Origin of the sequence: Leisingera sp. ANG-M1 (assembly GCF_000813745.1) — a bacterium.
Taxonomy (GTDB): Bacteria; Pseudomonadota; Alphaproteobacteria; order Rhodobacterales; family Rhodobacteraceae; genus Leisingera.
The window spans coordinates 31421-46859 of the sequence record NZ_JWLC01000015.1 but is presented as its reverse complement, the minus strand read 5'-3'; the positions used below and the strand labels follow the sequence as shown (position 1 = coordinate 46859).

The window sequence follows — 15439 nt, the reverse complement described above, 5'->3', positions numbered from 1 at the left end:
GTTATTGCCGGGATAATAGCGCGGCGGCGTCCACAAAGATCCCCTGACACTCGGCAAAGGGAAAGGACGTCAGATCCACCGCGGGCGGGCCGTCTTCAGCTAGAAAATCCTCGAGCCTGGGTTCCATCGCGTCGATCATCCGTGCCGCGGCACCCAGGGCCAGGTCCTTCGGGTCGCCATTGTCCGCACCTGCCGCATGGGCTGCCAGAAACCAGGCCTCAGCGCAGTGAAAGGCCCGCAGACGCGTCTCCAGATCCGCACGCAGGCGTTCGACCTCGGCCTCGGCCTCTTCGTGGACGGCTGTGTTCACGTCGCTGGTGTCCGACAGGGCACGCGTGAATTGTTCGACAAAATCGATCTGTGTGCGGGCGATCTCGTAGGCGCCGACCCAGTACCGTGCCATTTGCAGGGGGCCGGCAATGTGATCGTGCAGCCTGTCCATCTGCGCCCCGACCAGGGCCAGGTTCTGCGCGGCGGAGCGGGTTTCGCCGAGCAGGGTTTGACCGGCGCGTCCGGAGCGCGGGTCGGACTGGCCGTCAGGATCGACCGATCCAAACAGCCGTTCGACGCTGCGCCAGACGCGCACCAACTCAAGCGGGCCGACCGGGGCGGCCTGGGTCTCGGGCCAAGCCAGCATTTCGTCCCGGACGATCTGGGTGGTCAGGTCGGCATAGCTGGGCGGGCCGATCGCCCCGCGCGCGTCGCAGGACCGCCCGCTGGCCTGGGCACCGTCGAGGCAAAAGCTCTGCGCAAAGGCGTTCTGCACGGGATGTGAGCCGTCCGGCTGCACCGTCCAATGCGCCAGGACCGGCATCTGTGGCCGCTCCGCTGGCGCGGCGTCGATCAAACCCGATCCCGCAGGCAGGCTGCGGGACATTTCCGACAGTGCCGAAACCCGCAGGTGCACCGCCGCCGGGCTTTGGGCAAAATGGGAGCCGCCGCGGAAATCACCACGTTGGGCGCCTCCGGTTTCGGTGTTGGCGGACGTGAACCGCCTGTTCTGCGCGATGGCCCGCACGTTCGAGCGTTGAAGGTCCCGCAGATCGCACAGCCAACGCGTCTCCAGCGGCGCGCAACGGCGCGTAGCCCGTGGCGCGGGGGCGGGCTGTTGCAACTGGGCGATCACCGCCCTGGGGCCCGTCGTCGGCCCATCGCGGCGTTCCGGCGCAATCAGATAGCCAAAGACGATGTCGATGCTCTCAAGTGCGTCGAACCCAGGCGACTGCGTGGTCAGGTCGGACCATTGCGCAGGGGCCGTGAGTTCCCAACTGTTGCCGAGGCCACGCCCAAGCAGGCTGCGGTAATTCATGCCGGGCAGTTTGCCGTCGATGAGGCTGCGTTCGGGGCCCGCAGTGATAAAGCGCAACGCCAGATTATGCTGTGCGCGCAAACGGTCGTAGGAAAAGCTGGTGGCGGTGTAGTTGGCAACGCGGCTGCGCAAGACCGGGTGACCCTGAACCTGATTGCCGATGCGATAGAAGGTCGGGCCGACGGGGCGCAGTCCCACCATGCTGAGTTCCGCGGGTGCGCCGTCCCGCCACCTGGGCACCACCCAGGCGTCCCACAGCAGATGATGGGCGCCGTTCTCACTTTCGACGAAGGGCGCAAAGACCACTTCGGCCTGACCGGGGGCCGGGCCAAAGCTGTCGCTTTCGAGAAAGGTCGCCAGCGGGCTGTAGACCGAAATCGGATGAGTTCCGACGCCCTCGCGCCCGGCGGGGTTGCTGAACTGCGGAGACTTCCGCGCCAACGGCGCAAGCGCCGGGTTTACAGAGAACCGCAGAGTTTCGGGCAGTGTGCCGTCTTCCCGGCGATAAACGCTGTTCAGAACCTCCTGTTCGAGCCGCACGACGAAGTAGCGCGGAGTGGCCAGACCAGTGGTGCGCTTCAACGTGTCGTAAAGCTCTTGCAAGCGGGACATTGCCAGTTTCAGCTCAAACGGGCTTTGGGCCGAGATCGCCCATTCCAGAGCAACAGGATCTCGGGTCATCAGATACAGCCAGTTGGCGTACTGAAAGAGCAACTCGTTGGCCTCGTCCATCAGCGCCAGACGTTCGCGTGCCAAGGCGTCGGCGGTGGGGCCGAGGCTGCGCTGGGTCATGCGGCTGATCGACAGATCCAGCGGCCGCGCTTCGCCGCCGGCGGCCAGAGTGTCGGCCATCTCGCGCAGCAGGGTGATCCGACGCACAAGCGGCTGGGTCAACTGGTCAAACTGCTCAGCCTCCAGATCGGCGGCCGCTTGCAGCGCGGCAACATCCGCGTCGGTCCGTTCAGCGGCGCGGGTCATGGCGGTCTCGATGCCCTGTTTCTCCAAGGTCAGTCGGCCCAGGTCGCCCCGCAGGACCGCAATCTCTTCGACCAGCGCACGGGCCCGGCGCTGATCGGCAGCGATGCGCGCCTCAAAACCCTTTATCTCGGCCTCGATGGACTGGATCTGGGCTTGGAACTCGGCCTTTTCCGCGGAAAGCTTGGCCGTGCTTTGCTCAAAGCGCGCGACGATCCGGCTTTCCGAGGCTTTCAACGCCTGGGTTATCTGGGTCTCGGCGGTCTTGATCCTGCTTTGCAGATCCGCCTCCAGCTGCTTGCCCGCAGCCTGCGCGTCCCGGATGTCTTGTTCAAGACGCGCCTGCATCTCGCCTAGCTCCACGCCGTCCAGGGCATAACGGAAGTCGTCGACCAGACCGCGCAGGTCGTCGATGATGTCTTGGGCGTTGCGGATGTCCATCTCGACCTTCTGGGCGGTGTCGACGATCTTGAGCCCCAGCTCTTGCACCGTCATCAGGGCCTGAGGTTTCTGGTTGAACGTCCCGGAGGCGGTCCCCGCGATGATCCCCGACGGAATGGCCGCCGCGGCCTCGACGGCCAACTGCGCCGCTGCCACGGCTTCTTCCATTCTAGCTTTGTTGGTCTTGTAGAGTTCGATCAGCTCTCCGGCCGACTGGATCTTGGCCTTGGTCGCGTCAATCCGCCCCTGGATCCGCTCCTTTTCACGCTCGAAGGCTTCGAAGGTAAGTTTCGAGATTCTGGTGGCAAAGACCTCCACGTCCTCGGCAATATTCAGATCCACTTGGCTGATTTCGGTCTGCAGAGTGTCGACCTCGCTTTCCAGGCCGGCGACATTGAGGCGGAACTGCTCTTCAAGATAGTCCGAGCGCGCCAGTTCGATCGCCGACTCGACGCTGTCGATGGCGGCCTCGACGCTGGCGCGAACGTTTTGCAATCGCTCGATCTCAAAGCGTAGAATGTCGACGCTGCGGTCCCCGGCCGCCATCGAGCTGTCAAAGCTCGTCTTCAGTGCCCGGGCGCGATCCTGCAAGCTTTTGACGTCGAACTGTCCAACCGCGTCTACCAGAGCTTCGGTGTCCTGCATCACCTGTTTGGCGGTGGTAGCAAAGGCATTGAACTTGCCTGGGTCGTACAAATCGCCCTGGCTGGTCAGTTGCGCCAAAGCGTCCAGAGCCGCGCGCAATTCGTCGGCCTTTTCGCCGATGTCCTTGTCCAGCGTGGCGCTACGGGCCTCGAAATCCGCGCGCGTCGTCTCGGATTGCACCAGACGGTCGCGGATCACCTGCGCATTGGCTTCCAGCGCCGAAGTGGCGGCAAGGTTCGACTGCTGAATGCGGAATTGCAGGTCCGCAATCTCGCGAGACAGCTGAGTGATCTGATCCTGGCGCCTTTGGCGGCTTTGGCGCAACCGGTCGGTGAAAGCCTTGACCGCAGTTTCAAGAGCTTCGGGGTCCGGCGCGCCTGCGCCCGCGTCCAAGGCGTCCAGGCGTCCGACGACCGCCCGCATGCGGGCCAGAGGGGTCCATTCCTCCTGGTCGAACTGGCCCATGACCGGCTCGACCTCAAAGAACCGCGCGCCGCCAAAGGCCCGGCCCGTGCGCAGCCAATCCAGACGGTCCTCAATCTCGGCGGCCAGGTATTTGGCGCGCACATTGTCGGGGTCCAGAAGCAGCGCCTCAAAGACCGCCTGACGGGCGGCGCCATAGCTGGCCGAGCTGTTGGTCTGCGCGGTGCCTTCGGTCAGATCCGTCAGGATCGCCGCTGCCCGCAGGCGAAAGCCCGCGTCGGCGATGTTCATGTGCACTTCGGCCGCCGAGATTAAAAGCGCGGCGCTGATTTGGCGATAGCGGTCCGCACCGACGCTGCGACGGCGGTCGAACAGACTGTCCCTGGCCAGGGCGATCTTGTCGAGTATCCCGGTCAGCTGGTCGCGGCGCTCCTTCAAAAGCTCCGCGGGCGAGGTCAGATCGCCCTTTGGTGTAATCAGCGCGTAGGTGTAGCTGAGCAGATCCGCGCGAATGCTGAGGTATTGCAGGCTGTTGCTGGTGGTCAGAAACTTGTCCGCTTCACCCATACGGGACCAGACCAAAGCGCCTTCGGTTTCGGCACCTTCTACGGGATCGGGATAAAGCGCGCCATAGAACGCTGCGACGAACTCCTCCAACCCGGCGACATTTCCGCTGTCCAGCAAGGCCTGGCCGGCTTCTGCGGCGATGCGTTCGGCATCGGCGCGCGATTGCGGTGTGGGGGACTGCCCGGCCAGGGTGTTGCGCACGATCTCAAAGGCGAGCCGTTCGATGGGGCTGCGCGGTTCGAGGTCGGTGGGGTCGATGGTGGTGGACACATCGGTCAAGGAACCCTCGACCTGTGCGGCGGGGGCTGCGGGATCGGGCGTTTGTGCCCAGACGCCGCCCGTCATGGCGTAGCACAAAGCAAGGCTCGCTAGCGCTCGGGTCACGGAGCCGTGGCGCAGATAATTGCCGTCAATCCGTTGGGTCAAAGACAACCTCCATCTGCGCGGCGGTCACGGGATCGATCTCCCACATCCAGTCCAGAAAACAGGTCTTTGCCTCGGCCTCGCGCACGGCGGGGGAGGCCGCGGCGGGTATCGCGCGCAGGCAGTCTTGCCAGACAAATCCCGTGCCCGTCACGGTGATCCGGGCCGGGTTCAGGGCAGCATTGCGGGCTGCCTGGGCCTGGGGCAGGCCGATGGCTTGAAAGCAGACCAGGTGGTCTTCTAGGTTTTCCGCGGACAGCGGATCGGTCAGCTGACAATAGCTGCAGGCCTCGTCCTGCAGGCAGGCCTGGACGGTAATATTGTCTGGGTTCAGGCGGAGCATGTCGCCATCGGGAATCCAGAGGTCGTCGGTTGCGCCCAAAAGCTTGCGCTGGGCCAAAACGCTTTCCAAGGCGCCCATGGCCCGGTCAAAACGGTCGTCAAAAGCGTCTTGACCGCGGTCTGCAAAGACCTGCGTATAGCTGCGCAAGTTGCGGTCTGCCGCCATCAACTCCGCGTTCAGCCGGTTGATGCGGTCGTGTTGCACCTCGATCTTCGAGGCCTCGGCGCTGAAGGCCTGAACCAACATGCGAACCTGCGACAGGATGCGTTGCTCGATCAGCCCCTTGGACGTGGCGACCTCTTTGTTCAGTTGTGTGTTGACTAGTTGCTGCCAGTTCTCCGAGTCGCCCGGAGGCGCTTTGGTCTCAGGCCTGGTCACGGCCGCAACCTCGGCCTCGAGTGCCCGGGCCAGATGGTCAACCGCGTCCGCCGCATCCCGCATGAGCGCCGCCTGCGGGCCATCCCGGTCGTCGATCGTGGCCCAGGCCGCCTGCATGAAGGGCAGACCGCGGCAACTGTTGGCCTTGCGGGCGCCTAGAAAATCGGCGGCGGTCTCGGGGATCGGTCCCAGCGTCCCGGTTGCGGTCATCTGTGCGTCCATCAGACCGACCAGATCGCGCGTGGTCTTGCGCGCCAGATCGTAGCCCAGCCAGAAACGCGTGGCCCGCAGCGCCGCCGGATCGGGCGCATCCGCCACGGCCAGGTCCGGCAGTACAAAATCGCTCAGCCCGATGGGGAGCGTCTCGACCGAGGCCAGACTGCACCACAGCACGCTTTCGAGGGGCATGTCGGTCTTGCCCTCCAGCCAGGGAAAACTTGCCGCCAGATCCGCGGCGGTTGTCGTGCCGAACAGCATGTCGTCGATCGCCTGAATATTGCCGACGTGCCATTCTTCGAACACCCAGGCCAGAAAGTAATCCCTGTCGTAGCGGTCTTCGGGGGTCAGAGGCTGACCTTGGAGCGTCGCACAGACCGCTGGTGTCGGCGGCGTCCAGGGTGTGCAGACCTCAGCCAGAGCCTGCACTGCGCAAAGGCCCAGCGCCAGCGCCGCGCACAATCGTCTGGCGAGGTGGATCACTGACATAGGCGGGCTCCTCCTTTAGAACGAGGCGACGGCACAAGACGCACGTCCCGAAGGCCTGCGGCTTTCATTGCGGCAAAGATCGCCGAGGATTCTTGGCAAAGGTAGCCGACAAAACTGCCCGCTCCGGGGGCGCCTCCCTCGGACAACCGCAATGTCCCGTCCGCGATCAGGGCTTCGCCGGCCATTTCAGCCAGCAATTTGTCCAGCCCCAGCCGTTTGGCGGCAAAACGCGAAGGCGGCGTGGTCTCGTTGATCAGCCGGCGCAATTGGTCGCTGAGCGGGCCGGACCGGATTTCCGTCCCGGCACCGGGGCAAAAATTGGCCTGAAAAACGGCACCCGGGTTGCTGGTGCATAGCGCGTCTGAGTAGCCGGCCAGATAGGGCGGCTGAGGCGCCAAGAGATACGGCAAGACGAAATCCGGGCCCGACACCAGACCGTTCCCGTCGAACACCGCGCCTGTTTCGGCCATCAGATCCTCGATTAGCGACCGCAAGGCCTTGTCACCGCTGTTCGCGTGGACCCGCTCTAGAAGGCCAAGCAGCGCAGCCTCCCGCGCTTTCAGCCCGAAGACATCGACCGCAGCGTCGGTGGGCAGCGCCCGCGCGATCAAGGCGCGGAACGGACAGGGGGCGCCCGCGTCTTCGATCTGCTCTGCCCAGGCCGCGCAGGCGCCGGCAAGCGTGGCGCTTGTGCCCGGCGGCAGGTTGATCACCTCAGCCTCGCGCCTCAGCGCTTCCAGCGACAACGGTACCCCATCCCAGCGCACTGCGAGCCGTCCGGCATAGGCCTTGGCGGCGTCACCGGGTGCGCCGAAATAAAGCTCGGCTTTCATTCGCCCGTAACGTTCGGCAAGACCAACGGCGTTGGGGCGATCGAGAACCGCGTCGCGGACAAAACTGTAGAGCTGGCGAAGATCCCGGTCCTTGGCCAATTCCGACAGGCTGAGCACCGCCCGTTCCGATCCGGGCGCACAGAGGCCTGTGCCGTCGGCGTCTCCGCATTGCAGATAGTTCCTTGGATTGATGCCGGTTTCGGCGCGGCCCTGCCCGTAAACCAGCACGGCAAGCGCCTTGGCGTCAAGTTCTGCCTCGACCGCCTCGAGATAGGTCGCCATGGCGTCCCGGGTCAGGGCCTGGATCGGTCCGACGATGTCTTGCAGGACGTTGTGGTCCAGCCCGAGGCTGCCGGACCCGTCCAGCGCCAGCTGCCGGTTGATCTCGTCCCGGACCTGCAGCCGCCGCGCGGTGCCCGACGCCTCCGGCCCGCCCAGACTGGCGGTGATCTCGGCCTCGTAACCGCGGATGACGCGCAACCGTTTGAGCGAGGTCGACTGCGCCTCGACGCTGCGCTGTTCTGCGCCTGAGACAAGGGTCTTGTACTCCATGATCGCCTGGTCTAGCCGCCAGGCCGCCGCCCGTTTGTGCGCCGGATCGGCGCTGCCCTGAAAATCTGCCCATTCGTGGCGCACCAGAACCCAGGCGATGTCATGCATGCGGGTGGGCAATTTGGCACCGGCATCGAAACAGGTGTAGGTGCGTTCACCGGGACCGTCTTGCGGTGAAAACGCACGGTCCCAGCAGTCGTAGACCGCCTGGCGCAGGCTTGCACGCCAGCCGTCGGGCGCAATGAGGGGCACGGCGGGATCCAGGTTCTGCTCCACATGTTCGAGCAAAGGCTTCACCCAAGTCGTTTCGGTCCAGTCGGCCTCCAGCATCCGATCCAGCGCGTCGATAACTATCACGTCTTGGGCCTGCGCAGGAGCTGCAACCAATCCCCAGGCCACCAGCAAAAGCGCCTTGGCCGAGAAGGACCCTTGTCGCGTCATCGCTGTTCCAGCCATGCCAGAACATTGCGATAGTCGTTGCGGCAGCCAGCCTGAAAGCGCTCTTGCCAACTCGGGGTTGACAGAAGGGTCAGATCCAGAGCGCCGATGGCAGGGCCTTGGGACCATTCGTTGGGCTCCGCCCGCAGGCTGGCGAGAAGGCAGCGCTCTTCGCCCAGCAGAATCGCGGTGAAATGGCCCACGTAATAAGGCTCATCAAGGCTGTTGCCGCCAATACCCGAGACCGCACGGTCCAACCCGCACTCGCCCTCCGGACGCGCATCCTCGCAAAAATCATCAAGCGCGCCGTAATAGGTCCTTAGCAGGAATTGCAGCATCTGGTTGGTGCTCATGTCCGGGTGGATCAGGTTGGGGACGTCCCTAAGCCCGCACGTGACCAGCAGACCGGCGTCCTTGTCATTGTCGTAGGCCAAAAGTCCGCCGCAAAAACAGGTGTCGACCACGGGCGTCTGGGGCTTGCCGCAGGTTGCGTAGACCACCTGGCGGGTAAAGCCGTTTTCACTTGGCCAAGACTGCGCGTGCGCTGCCACGGCGTCGAGGCACAGGGCGAGGAGGGTCAGGCCAACCCAATTCACAACCCGGACGCCGTGTCTGGTAAATTGCGTCATCGATCAGTCCTCTAGGGTGGGCACCAGCATCATGCGGGCAGAAAACCTGTCCAGGGTGCCGTCTGTTCTTGCCTTGTCGATCAGGCTTTGTTTGCCGAAGGGGTCGGAATTGCCGTCGGCGTCGGTCACGTTCAGAAACGGGCCGGCAAAGAGGTTGTGGATACCAAAGACCACTCTCTCGGACGCGGCGCGTCCCATATGGGGGCGGTGGGCCAGTACGTAGTTGAGGCCAGGGTCGCCAAAGCGCGCCACGGCCGGGTCCGAGTCCGACTGCGTGGTGCGGCCCGTGTCATTGCCGTAGGCATCGAAAATGGTCCAATTGTCCCGGATCAGAAGCGTCATGGCGTCCTCGGACACCGGTTGCAGGGTCCAGGTAATGTCCTGAAAGACGACCTCGCCAAGGCTGCGGCCCAAGGCATCGTTGGGAAACCCCATGACACCCTGAACCAGTTTTTCCGCCTGGCCGTGGTTGACCAGCATCAAGGGGTATTCATGCTCGTCCGCCAGTTGCCGGGCAAAGTTCCGGATGTTCCGCATGAACCTTTGGCGGATGTCGAGCTGTTGCCTTTCTTGCGCCGTTGCGGTGTTTGTTCTGTCGCGGATTTCGTTCCACCTCTGCAGCGCATCGCTGGGTTTGGCGTCGAAAGCGATCCTGACCGACTCGTCTAGACCGGTGACATCGCCGCCGGTGAACTCCAGAAAACTGAGTGTTTTTTGCTTGTGGCATGCGACGTCGTCTTCTTGAGCCATAAAGTCCCAGGCATCGCTGGCCGCGTGGTTGGCCAGTTCCTCGGCCAAGTTGTGCATAGTCAGGATCCATAACAGCTGTTTTTCGCGCTCCTCAGAGACGTCGATGCCAGGCGCAAAAAGCGCGAGGTCAAAGAACTGAAGGTAACATTTGCCGCTGAAGGAATTGCCCCCCAGAAGCTCGCGCACCAGACGGTTAAAGTCTTGGCGCCCGTTCCGGAAATAGGCCAGCGCGGTGAGGGTCGAGACGGAAAAATCCTGAATGTAAAATGGTTTGCCCGCCTCGTCGTCCACCAATACAAAACGTGCCGGGTGACGCGTAGCCGTGCCGTCGTCAAAGCCCGGATGCGACACCTGAGTTTGCTCGAGGCTGGACCAGATCACTTCAGGCAGGGTGACCGTTTCGCCCGAGGTCAGGCGTACATCGCGCAGCGCGTCAGTCGAAAACGCCACATGTCGCATGCCGGGGCGCGTCGCCTTTGTGGTCCAGCCCGGCGCGCCGAGCGGGCCATTGACCGGCTGCGCGCCATCGGCGGCTAGATGGTCCAGCCGGTGGCAATGACCGTTTACGTAGGTGACCATGTTGGCCTTTTTGCCGTCCATGCGCAACCGGTACAGCACATCATCGCCAAACGGCACAAACGGGGAGGTCGCGCGGACAACCATGCGGCTCAGGTCGTCGATGCACCGCTGTTCGGTGGCCGACGGATCCGCGGCGCTCGCATCCAACGCGGTGTTGGCCATAGCGGCAAAAGTCACGGGATCTGTCGTTTCGACCCTGAGGGATGGGCCCTGTTGCGGTGTCAGCCCGGCAAGCGTTTGCGCCACCCGTTCTGTCACAAGATCGCGGCGGGCCGAGACGTTGTTGAAAGGCAACACGATACGGCGATGCGCGAAATCCGAGTCGCTCCGCGGCGCGCGGTTGCGGGCCAGGACCTGCGGATACTGCAAAACGACCCGCCCGACGTCGTCGGGTGTTCGCGTTGTGACGGCCATCGGCGTCGCGCCTGCCGTGTCCAGAGTGCGGAGCCAAAAGGGTTGCTCGGGCACCAGAATGCCGCTTAGACTGTCGCCCTGCGGCGACCACTGGTATTTGTACAGCCGGTTCGACCAGGTCACGGGGCCTGTCTCGCGGGTTTTCCTGTTCAGTTGCAGCAGGGGTGCCGCCGTCTCCGGAGCGCTGCTTTCGCGAAAGAACAGCTGAACCGGCGTATTCAGGTCGTCGAACAGGAAACTGCCTCGCGCGGGGGCCTGAGGATCGAAGACTAGGAACTTGTCATGCGCCAGAGCCGCCAGACGCGGATCCAGTTCGGCGTTCGGGCGGCCTTCGCAGATCCGGGCGGTGCGCAAAACCGCCCTGCGTGCCTCGAGATTGGTGCCGACGCTGGCAAACGGCAAGCGCATCAGCAGGTAGCTGGTTTGCACGTTCTGCTGCCGGTGGTCATACATCCGATAAGGTGCCCTGAACCGCGGGTCGGCCAGCGCGCTGTCTTGTCTAGGAGGCTCGAACAGATCCGCCCAGCGCAACGTTCTGGTTTCGGCGTCTGTGCCGTCCCCGGTAAGGGGCATGCTGGACAGGAATTTGTTGTCCCGACGCGCGGGTTCATGACGGCAGCCCTGTCCAAAGCCGCCGAACATCTGCACCCGCTGGGCCGCACGGCCGCCTGCGTTGCAACCGGTCACGCTGGCGTCGTCGATCTGGGCAAAGGCGGGAACGCCGGTGTCGCGGAACAAAAGCGCGTCGCATAGGGTGGTGTAGCTCCGCGCCTTGACGACAGGCAAATAGACAGGCGCGGACGAGGTCCTGAACAACAACATCTGAGCGGGATTGTCATGCCCGTCCTGTGCCTGCGCGATTGAACTCAAAAAACACAAAGCAAAGGTTGTCGTCAAAAACTTGCGTATTTGTGGCAACGTCCATCCCCAAGCAAAACACTTAGGGCTGCAGCCTAGGATAAGAAGCAATTGTTAGGCAAGACATGGTAACTGCACGATTGGCGCCGAGATAACTGATGTCTGCTGTTCCGCAAGAAGCTATCAAAGTGGAGGTTCATCTGTTTCGCTACTAGCCGCGACTGAAACGAATGACGATTCAGGACTTGTCAGAGGGATGACCTTGAGGAGGGCAGGGCGGTTTCGTAGCGTTGCCTCATGACCAAACGCAGCCCATTTCGCTACTTTCGAACGTCACCTGAAGTCATCCGCTTGGCGGTGATGATGTACATCCGGTTTCCTCTGTCGCTCAGGAATGTCGAAGACCTTTTGCACGAACGCGGCATCGATGTGAGCTATGAATCCGTTCGTTTCTGGTGGCAGCGGTTCGGGCCGAAGTTTGCTTCGGAAATCCGCAGGAAGCGGGTCCAGCATATGCGGTCCCACTCGAATTGGCGCTGGCACTTGGATGAGATGTTCGTGAAGATCAACGGTGAACGGCACTATCTGTGGCGGGCCGTTGACCACGAAGGCGAAGTGCTAGAAAGCTACGTGACGAAGACGCGGGATAAGAAAGCAGCATCGAAATTCCTCAAGAAATCAATGCGTAGGTTCGGACGACCCGAAGTTATCGTTACGGATAGACTTCGGTCCTACGGCGCTGCAATGAAGGAAATCGGTAACGCAGACCGACAGAAAACAGGTCGCTGGCTGAACAATCGTGCCGAGAATTCGCACTTGCCGTTTCGACGAAGGGAGAGGGCGATGCAGCGCTTTCGGCGATTGCGAAGCCTGCAGAAATTTGCATCCGTCCACGCCTCTGTTTTTAACCTCTTCAATTCGGAACGCAGCTTTTACTCTAGATCAAATTTCAGGGTGAATCGTGCTGCCGCTCTCGCAGAGTGGCGCGGTCTCTGCGCGGAATAAGGGGCAGTATCACTGTCCAAGCTGAGACGAGTTCGAATCCGTCTGACAGCACCGCCACTCTCAAACAATTGCTGGAAGTGCTGAGCGTTCGACGGTGTAAGCGATTTCAGTCTTTCCAATGCGAGCTCAGCGCACCCGCATTCGTATTATGTCTTCGCCGGCTTCTATGCCGTCAATCCAGGACCGGAGAGAGCTCCGCATCTTGCCCTGGCGCATGGAAAGGGCTGCCTGCGCGGCCGTGGCAGAACAACTGGCCGCGCGGGAGGGGCCGGGTAGAGGCTCCGCGTTGCAGGCCGCCAGAAAACGCAGCTGCGCTTTTTGGCTCTGTTTCAGATCGCGCCGCTTAGCCCCGGCGCAGCAGGTAGATGTCCATCAGCCAGCCATGCTCGGCCCGCGCCTGGGCCCGGGTTTCGATGATCCGGCCGGTGACCTCGGACAAAGCACCCGAGATGCAAATCTGGTTCTCCATGCCTGCATAAGCCGTCCAGTAAATCTGCACGCCCTGCGGGTCGATGGACTGAAACGAGCATTCGCCGTCCAGCATGATCACCAGCGTGTCGGCACTGTCCGGCCAGCCGTTTTCGCGCAGCTGGCGGCCGGTGGTGATGGTGAAGGGGGCGCCGATCTCGTTGATCGGGATGGCATGGGCTGCAGTCAGCGCCTGTACCGAGGTGATACCGGGGATCACTGCCAGCTTGATTTCCGCCAGTCTCTGCAGCCGCTCGGCGATCCGCATGGTGCTGTCATAAAGCGACGGGTCGCCCCAAACCAGGAAGCCCGCCTTGCCGCCCCCGTGCAAATGAGCGGTGATGTTCTGCCACCAGATCTCTGCAATGGCATCGTGCCAGTCATCCACGCGTTTGCGGTAGCTCCTGGTGGCCTCATCGCGCACCGGCAGGGCAAACTCGACGATCTTCGGCCCGTCGCCGCGGATTGCCCGGCTGCAGATCTCTCGGCGCAGGCCCGCCAGATCGTCCTTGCCCGCCCCTTTGTTGGGGATCAGGATCAGATCCTGTGCATTCAGCGCCTCAATCGCCTGCAGCGTCATGTGCTGCGGGTTGCCGGTGCCGATGCCGATCAGGGAAAGCTCAATCATGGCGGGGTCTTTCTCAGTTTCCGGGTTCATTCCGGATCGGCCAGCGGGCCATAAAGGATGAGCACCGGAGCGGTGGTCTCCATCTCACGCAGCAGTGCGGGCAGCTCGCCCACCGTATGGCGGTGCAGCGACTGCTCCGGAGTCGAAACTCCCAGCGCGACCAGTGCAGGCGTGCTTCTAGGCAGCCCGGCTTCCATCAGCTTTTCCGACAGGCCTGCGAAGGTGCGCTTGCCCATATAGACCACGGTCGTGGCCTCCGCATCGGCCAGCGCCGCCATGTTGAGGTTGTCAGGCAGGCCGCCGGTCACGTCATGACCGGTGATATACTGCAGCCGCCGTGCCGTCATACGCCGGGTGAGTGGAATGTTTGCTGCTGCTGCCGCTGCCGAGGCCGCGGTGACGCCGGGCACGATCTCGAAACCGATACCCGCTTCGCGCAGCGCGGTCATTTCCTCCTCAAGCCGCCCGAAAACACCCGAGTCCCCGGATTTCAGGCGTACGACATTGAGGCCTGATGAGGCGTAATCCACCAGCAACCGGCTCACATGATCCTGCTTTGGCGAGGGACGCCCCGCGCGCTTGCCTACGCCCACCAGATCGGCGTCATCGCGGGCGTGGCTCAGGATCGGGCCGGAGGACAGGTCGTCAAACAGCACCGCATCGGCTGCTTCCAGCCGCTTCACCGCCTTGACGGTCAGCAGTTCCGGGTCGCCGGGGCCGGAGGAGACAAAGGAGACAAAACCGCTCATGCGCTTTCTCCGGTGATCAAGTGGAAGAAGGTGCCGGTCACATGGCCCTTGATCGAGCCGGTTTCCGGCACCGGATTGCCGTCGGCGTCCATGACATTGGCCAGGGGTGCGTCGGGTTCTTCCAGGATGGTGGAATAGTGGAACTCATGCCCGCGCAGCGCCATGCCCGCGCCAAAGCCCGGCATCCCGGCTTCCAGAATGGCGCGGCGGTAGCCGAGGTGGAACTTGCGCTTCTCATATGAGGTCACCAGGCCCAGCAGCCCCAGCATCCGGTGCCTGTTGCCTTCCTTGTCGATAAGCGCCTCGCCCAGGGCCATATAGCCGCCGCATTCACCATGCACGGGCTTGGTTTCTGCGTGTTTGCGGACACCTGCACGGAAGGTTTCCGCTGCCGCCAGGGTGCCGCCATGCAGCTCCGGGTAGCCTCCGGGCAGCCAGACCAGATCGGCGTCCGCTGCCGGAGCTTCATCTGCCAGCGGCGAAAAGGGCAGGATTTCTGCGCCGGCCGCGCGCCAGCCGCTCAGCAGGTGCGGATAGGTAAAGGAAAAAGCCGCATCGCGCGCCAGCGCGATCCGCTGGGCAGGCGGCGTGGGCAGGCCGGCCGGGGCAGGTGCAGCACCCGCCATGGCGGCGGATTTGATCGCCTCCAGATCCACATGCTCGCGCAAAAACGCGGCATAGCCGGCAATGGCAGCCTCCAGGTCCGGGTGCTCGACGGCTTGGATCAGGCCCAGGTGGCGCTCCGGCAGGGCCAGGTCGCCGCGCCGGGGCAGGGAGCCTAGCACCTTGATGCCGGCTTTTTCCATCCCCAGCCGGGTCAGCCGTTCATGGCGCGGGCTGGCAACCCGGTTCAGGATGACGCCGGCAAAGGGCAGCTCGGGGTCGTAATTCTTGAATCCCAGCGCCGTGGCTGCCGCCGACTGCGCCTGGCCGCCCACATCAACAACCAGCACCACCGGCCAGCCCATGCGTTTGGCGGTCTCCGCCGAGGAGCCAAAGCCCGACTGCCCGCGCGTTGCCACGCCGTCATAAAGGCCCATGGACCCTTCGCCGACGCAGATCTCTGCGCCTGCCGACTGGCCGGTCACCGCATCCAGCAGCCCGCCGTCCATGGCCCAGGTGTCCAGGTTGAAGCTTGGCCGCTTGGCGGCTGCCAGGTGAAAGGCCGGGTCGATGTAATCCGGGCCGCTTTTATAAGGCTGCACGGTCAGGCCGTCTTCGGCCAGCGCCCGCAACAGGCCCAGCATTACGGTGGTCTTGCCGGTGCCCGAGGAGGGCGCCGAGATCATCAGCCCGGGAGGGTTCATATTGGTCATTGTCGTGGTTC

9 protein-coding genes are annotated in these 15439 nt (G+C 63.3%); 1 reads left to right on the top strand and 8 read right to left on the bottom strand.

Annotation, left to right across the window (positions count from 1 at the left end; all coding sequences use genetic code 11):
- Position 1: 1 nt before the first annotated feature.
- Genes RA19_RS13635 through RA19_RS13615 form a run of 5 tightly spaced genes read right to left on the bottom strand, consistent with a single transcriptional unit; the run spans position 2 to position 11301 of the window.
- Positions 2-4786, bottom strand: a complete 4785-nt coding sequence (locus tag RA19_RS13635; protein WP_039163507.1) for a hypothetical protein — start codon at positions 4784-4786, stop codon at positions 2-4.
- Positions 4770-6209, bottom strand: a complete 1440-nt coding sequence (locus tag RA19_RS13630; protein WP_152615767.1) for a hypothetical protein — start codon at positions 6207-6209, stop codon at positions 4770-4772. The genes RA19_RS13635 and RA19_RS13630 overlap by 17 nt, the downstream gene beginning before the upstream one ends.
- Positions 6200-8035, bottom strand: a complete 1836-nt coding sequence (locus RA19_RS13625) for a hypothetical protein (RefSeq protein WP_039163503.1) — start codon at positions 8033-8035, stop codon at positions 6200-6202. The genes RA19_RS13630 and RA19_RS13625 overlap by 10 nt, the downstream gene beginning before the upstream one ends.
- On the bottom strand, positions 8032-8661 hold the full coding sequence (locus RA19_RS13620) for a hypothetical protein (RefSeq protein WP_152615766.1): 630 nt from the start codon (positions 8659-8661) through the stop codon (positions 8032-8034). Before RA19_RS13620 ends, RA19_RS13625 begins: the two co-directional genes overlap by 4 nt.
- A 3-nt stretch (positions 8662-8664) precedes the next feature.
- Positions 8665-11301 (bottom strand): hypothetical protein, encoded by a 2637-nt coding sequence (locus RA19_RS13615; protein WP_152615765.1) that lies wholly within the window; start codon positions 11299-11301, stop codon positions 8665-8667.
- A 258-nt stretch (positions 11302-11559) separates the two neighbouring features.
- Here RA19_RS13615 and RA19_RS13610 point away from each other — a divergent pair, with 258 nt between their 5' ends.
- Positions 11560-12267, top strand: a complete 708-nt coding sequence (locus RA19_RS13610) for an IS6 family transposase (RefSeq protein WP_039163497.1) — start codon at positions 11560-11562, stop codon at positions 12265-12267.
- Between the two features lie 343 nt (positions 12268-12610).
- On the opposite strand, the gene cobF is transcribed toward RA19_RS13610, so the two are convergent.
- Genes cobF through RA19_RS13595 form a run of 3 tightly spaced genes read right to left on the bottom strand, consistent with a single transcriptional unit; the run spans position 12611 to position 15428 of the window.
- On the bottom strand, positions 12611-13363 hold the full coding sequence (gene cobF / locus RA19_RS13605; RefSeq protein ID WP_039163731.1) for a precorrin-6A synthase (deacetylating): 753 nt from the start codon (positions 13361-13363) through the stop codon (positions 12611-12613).
- Between the two features lie 26 nt (positions 13364-13389).
- Complete coding sequence (gene cobA, locus RA19_RS13600; RefSeq protein WP_039163495.1) at positions 13390-14112, bottom strand: uroporphyrinogen-III C-methyltransferase; 723 nt, start codon at positions 14110-14112, stop codon at positions 13390-13392.
- Positions 14109-15428, bottom strand: coding sequence for a cobyrinate a,c-diamide synthase (locus RA19_RS13595; RefSeq protein ID WP_039163494.1), 1320 nt, complete (start codon positions 15426-15428; stop codon positions 14109-14111). The genes cobA and RA19_RS13595 overlap by 4 nt, the downstream gene beginning before the upstream one ends.
- Between the last annotated feature and the right edge of the window lie 11 nt (positions 15429-15439).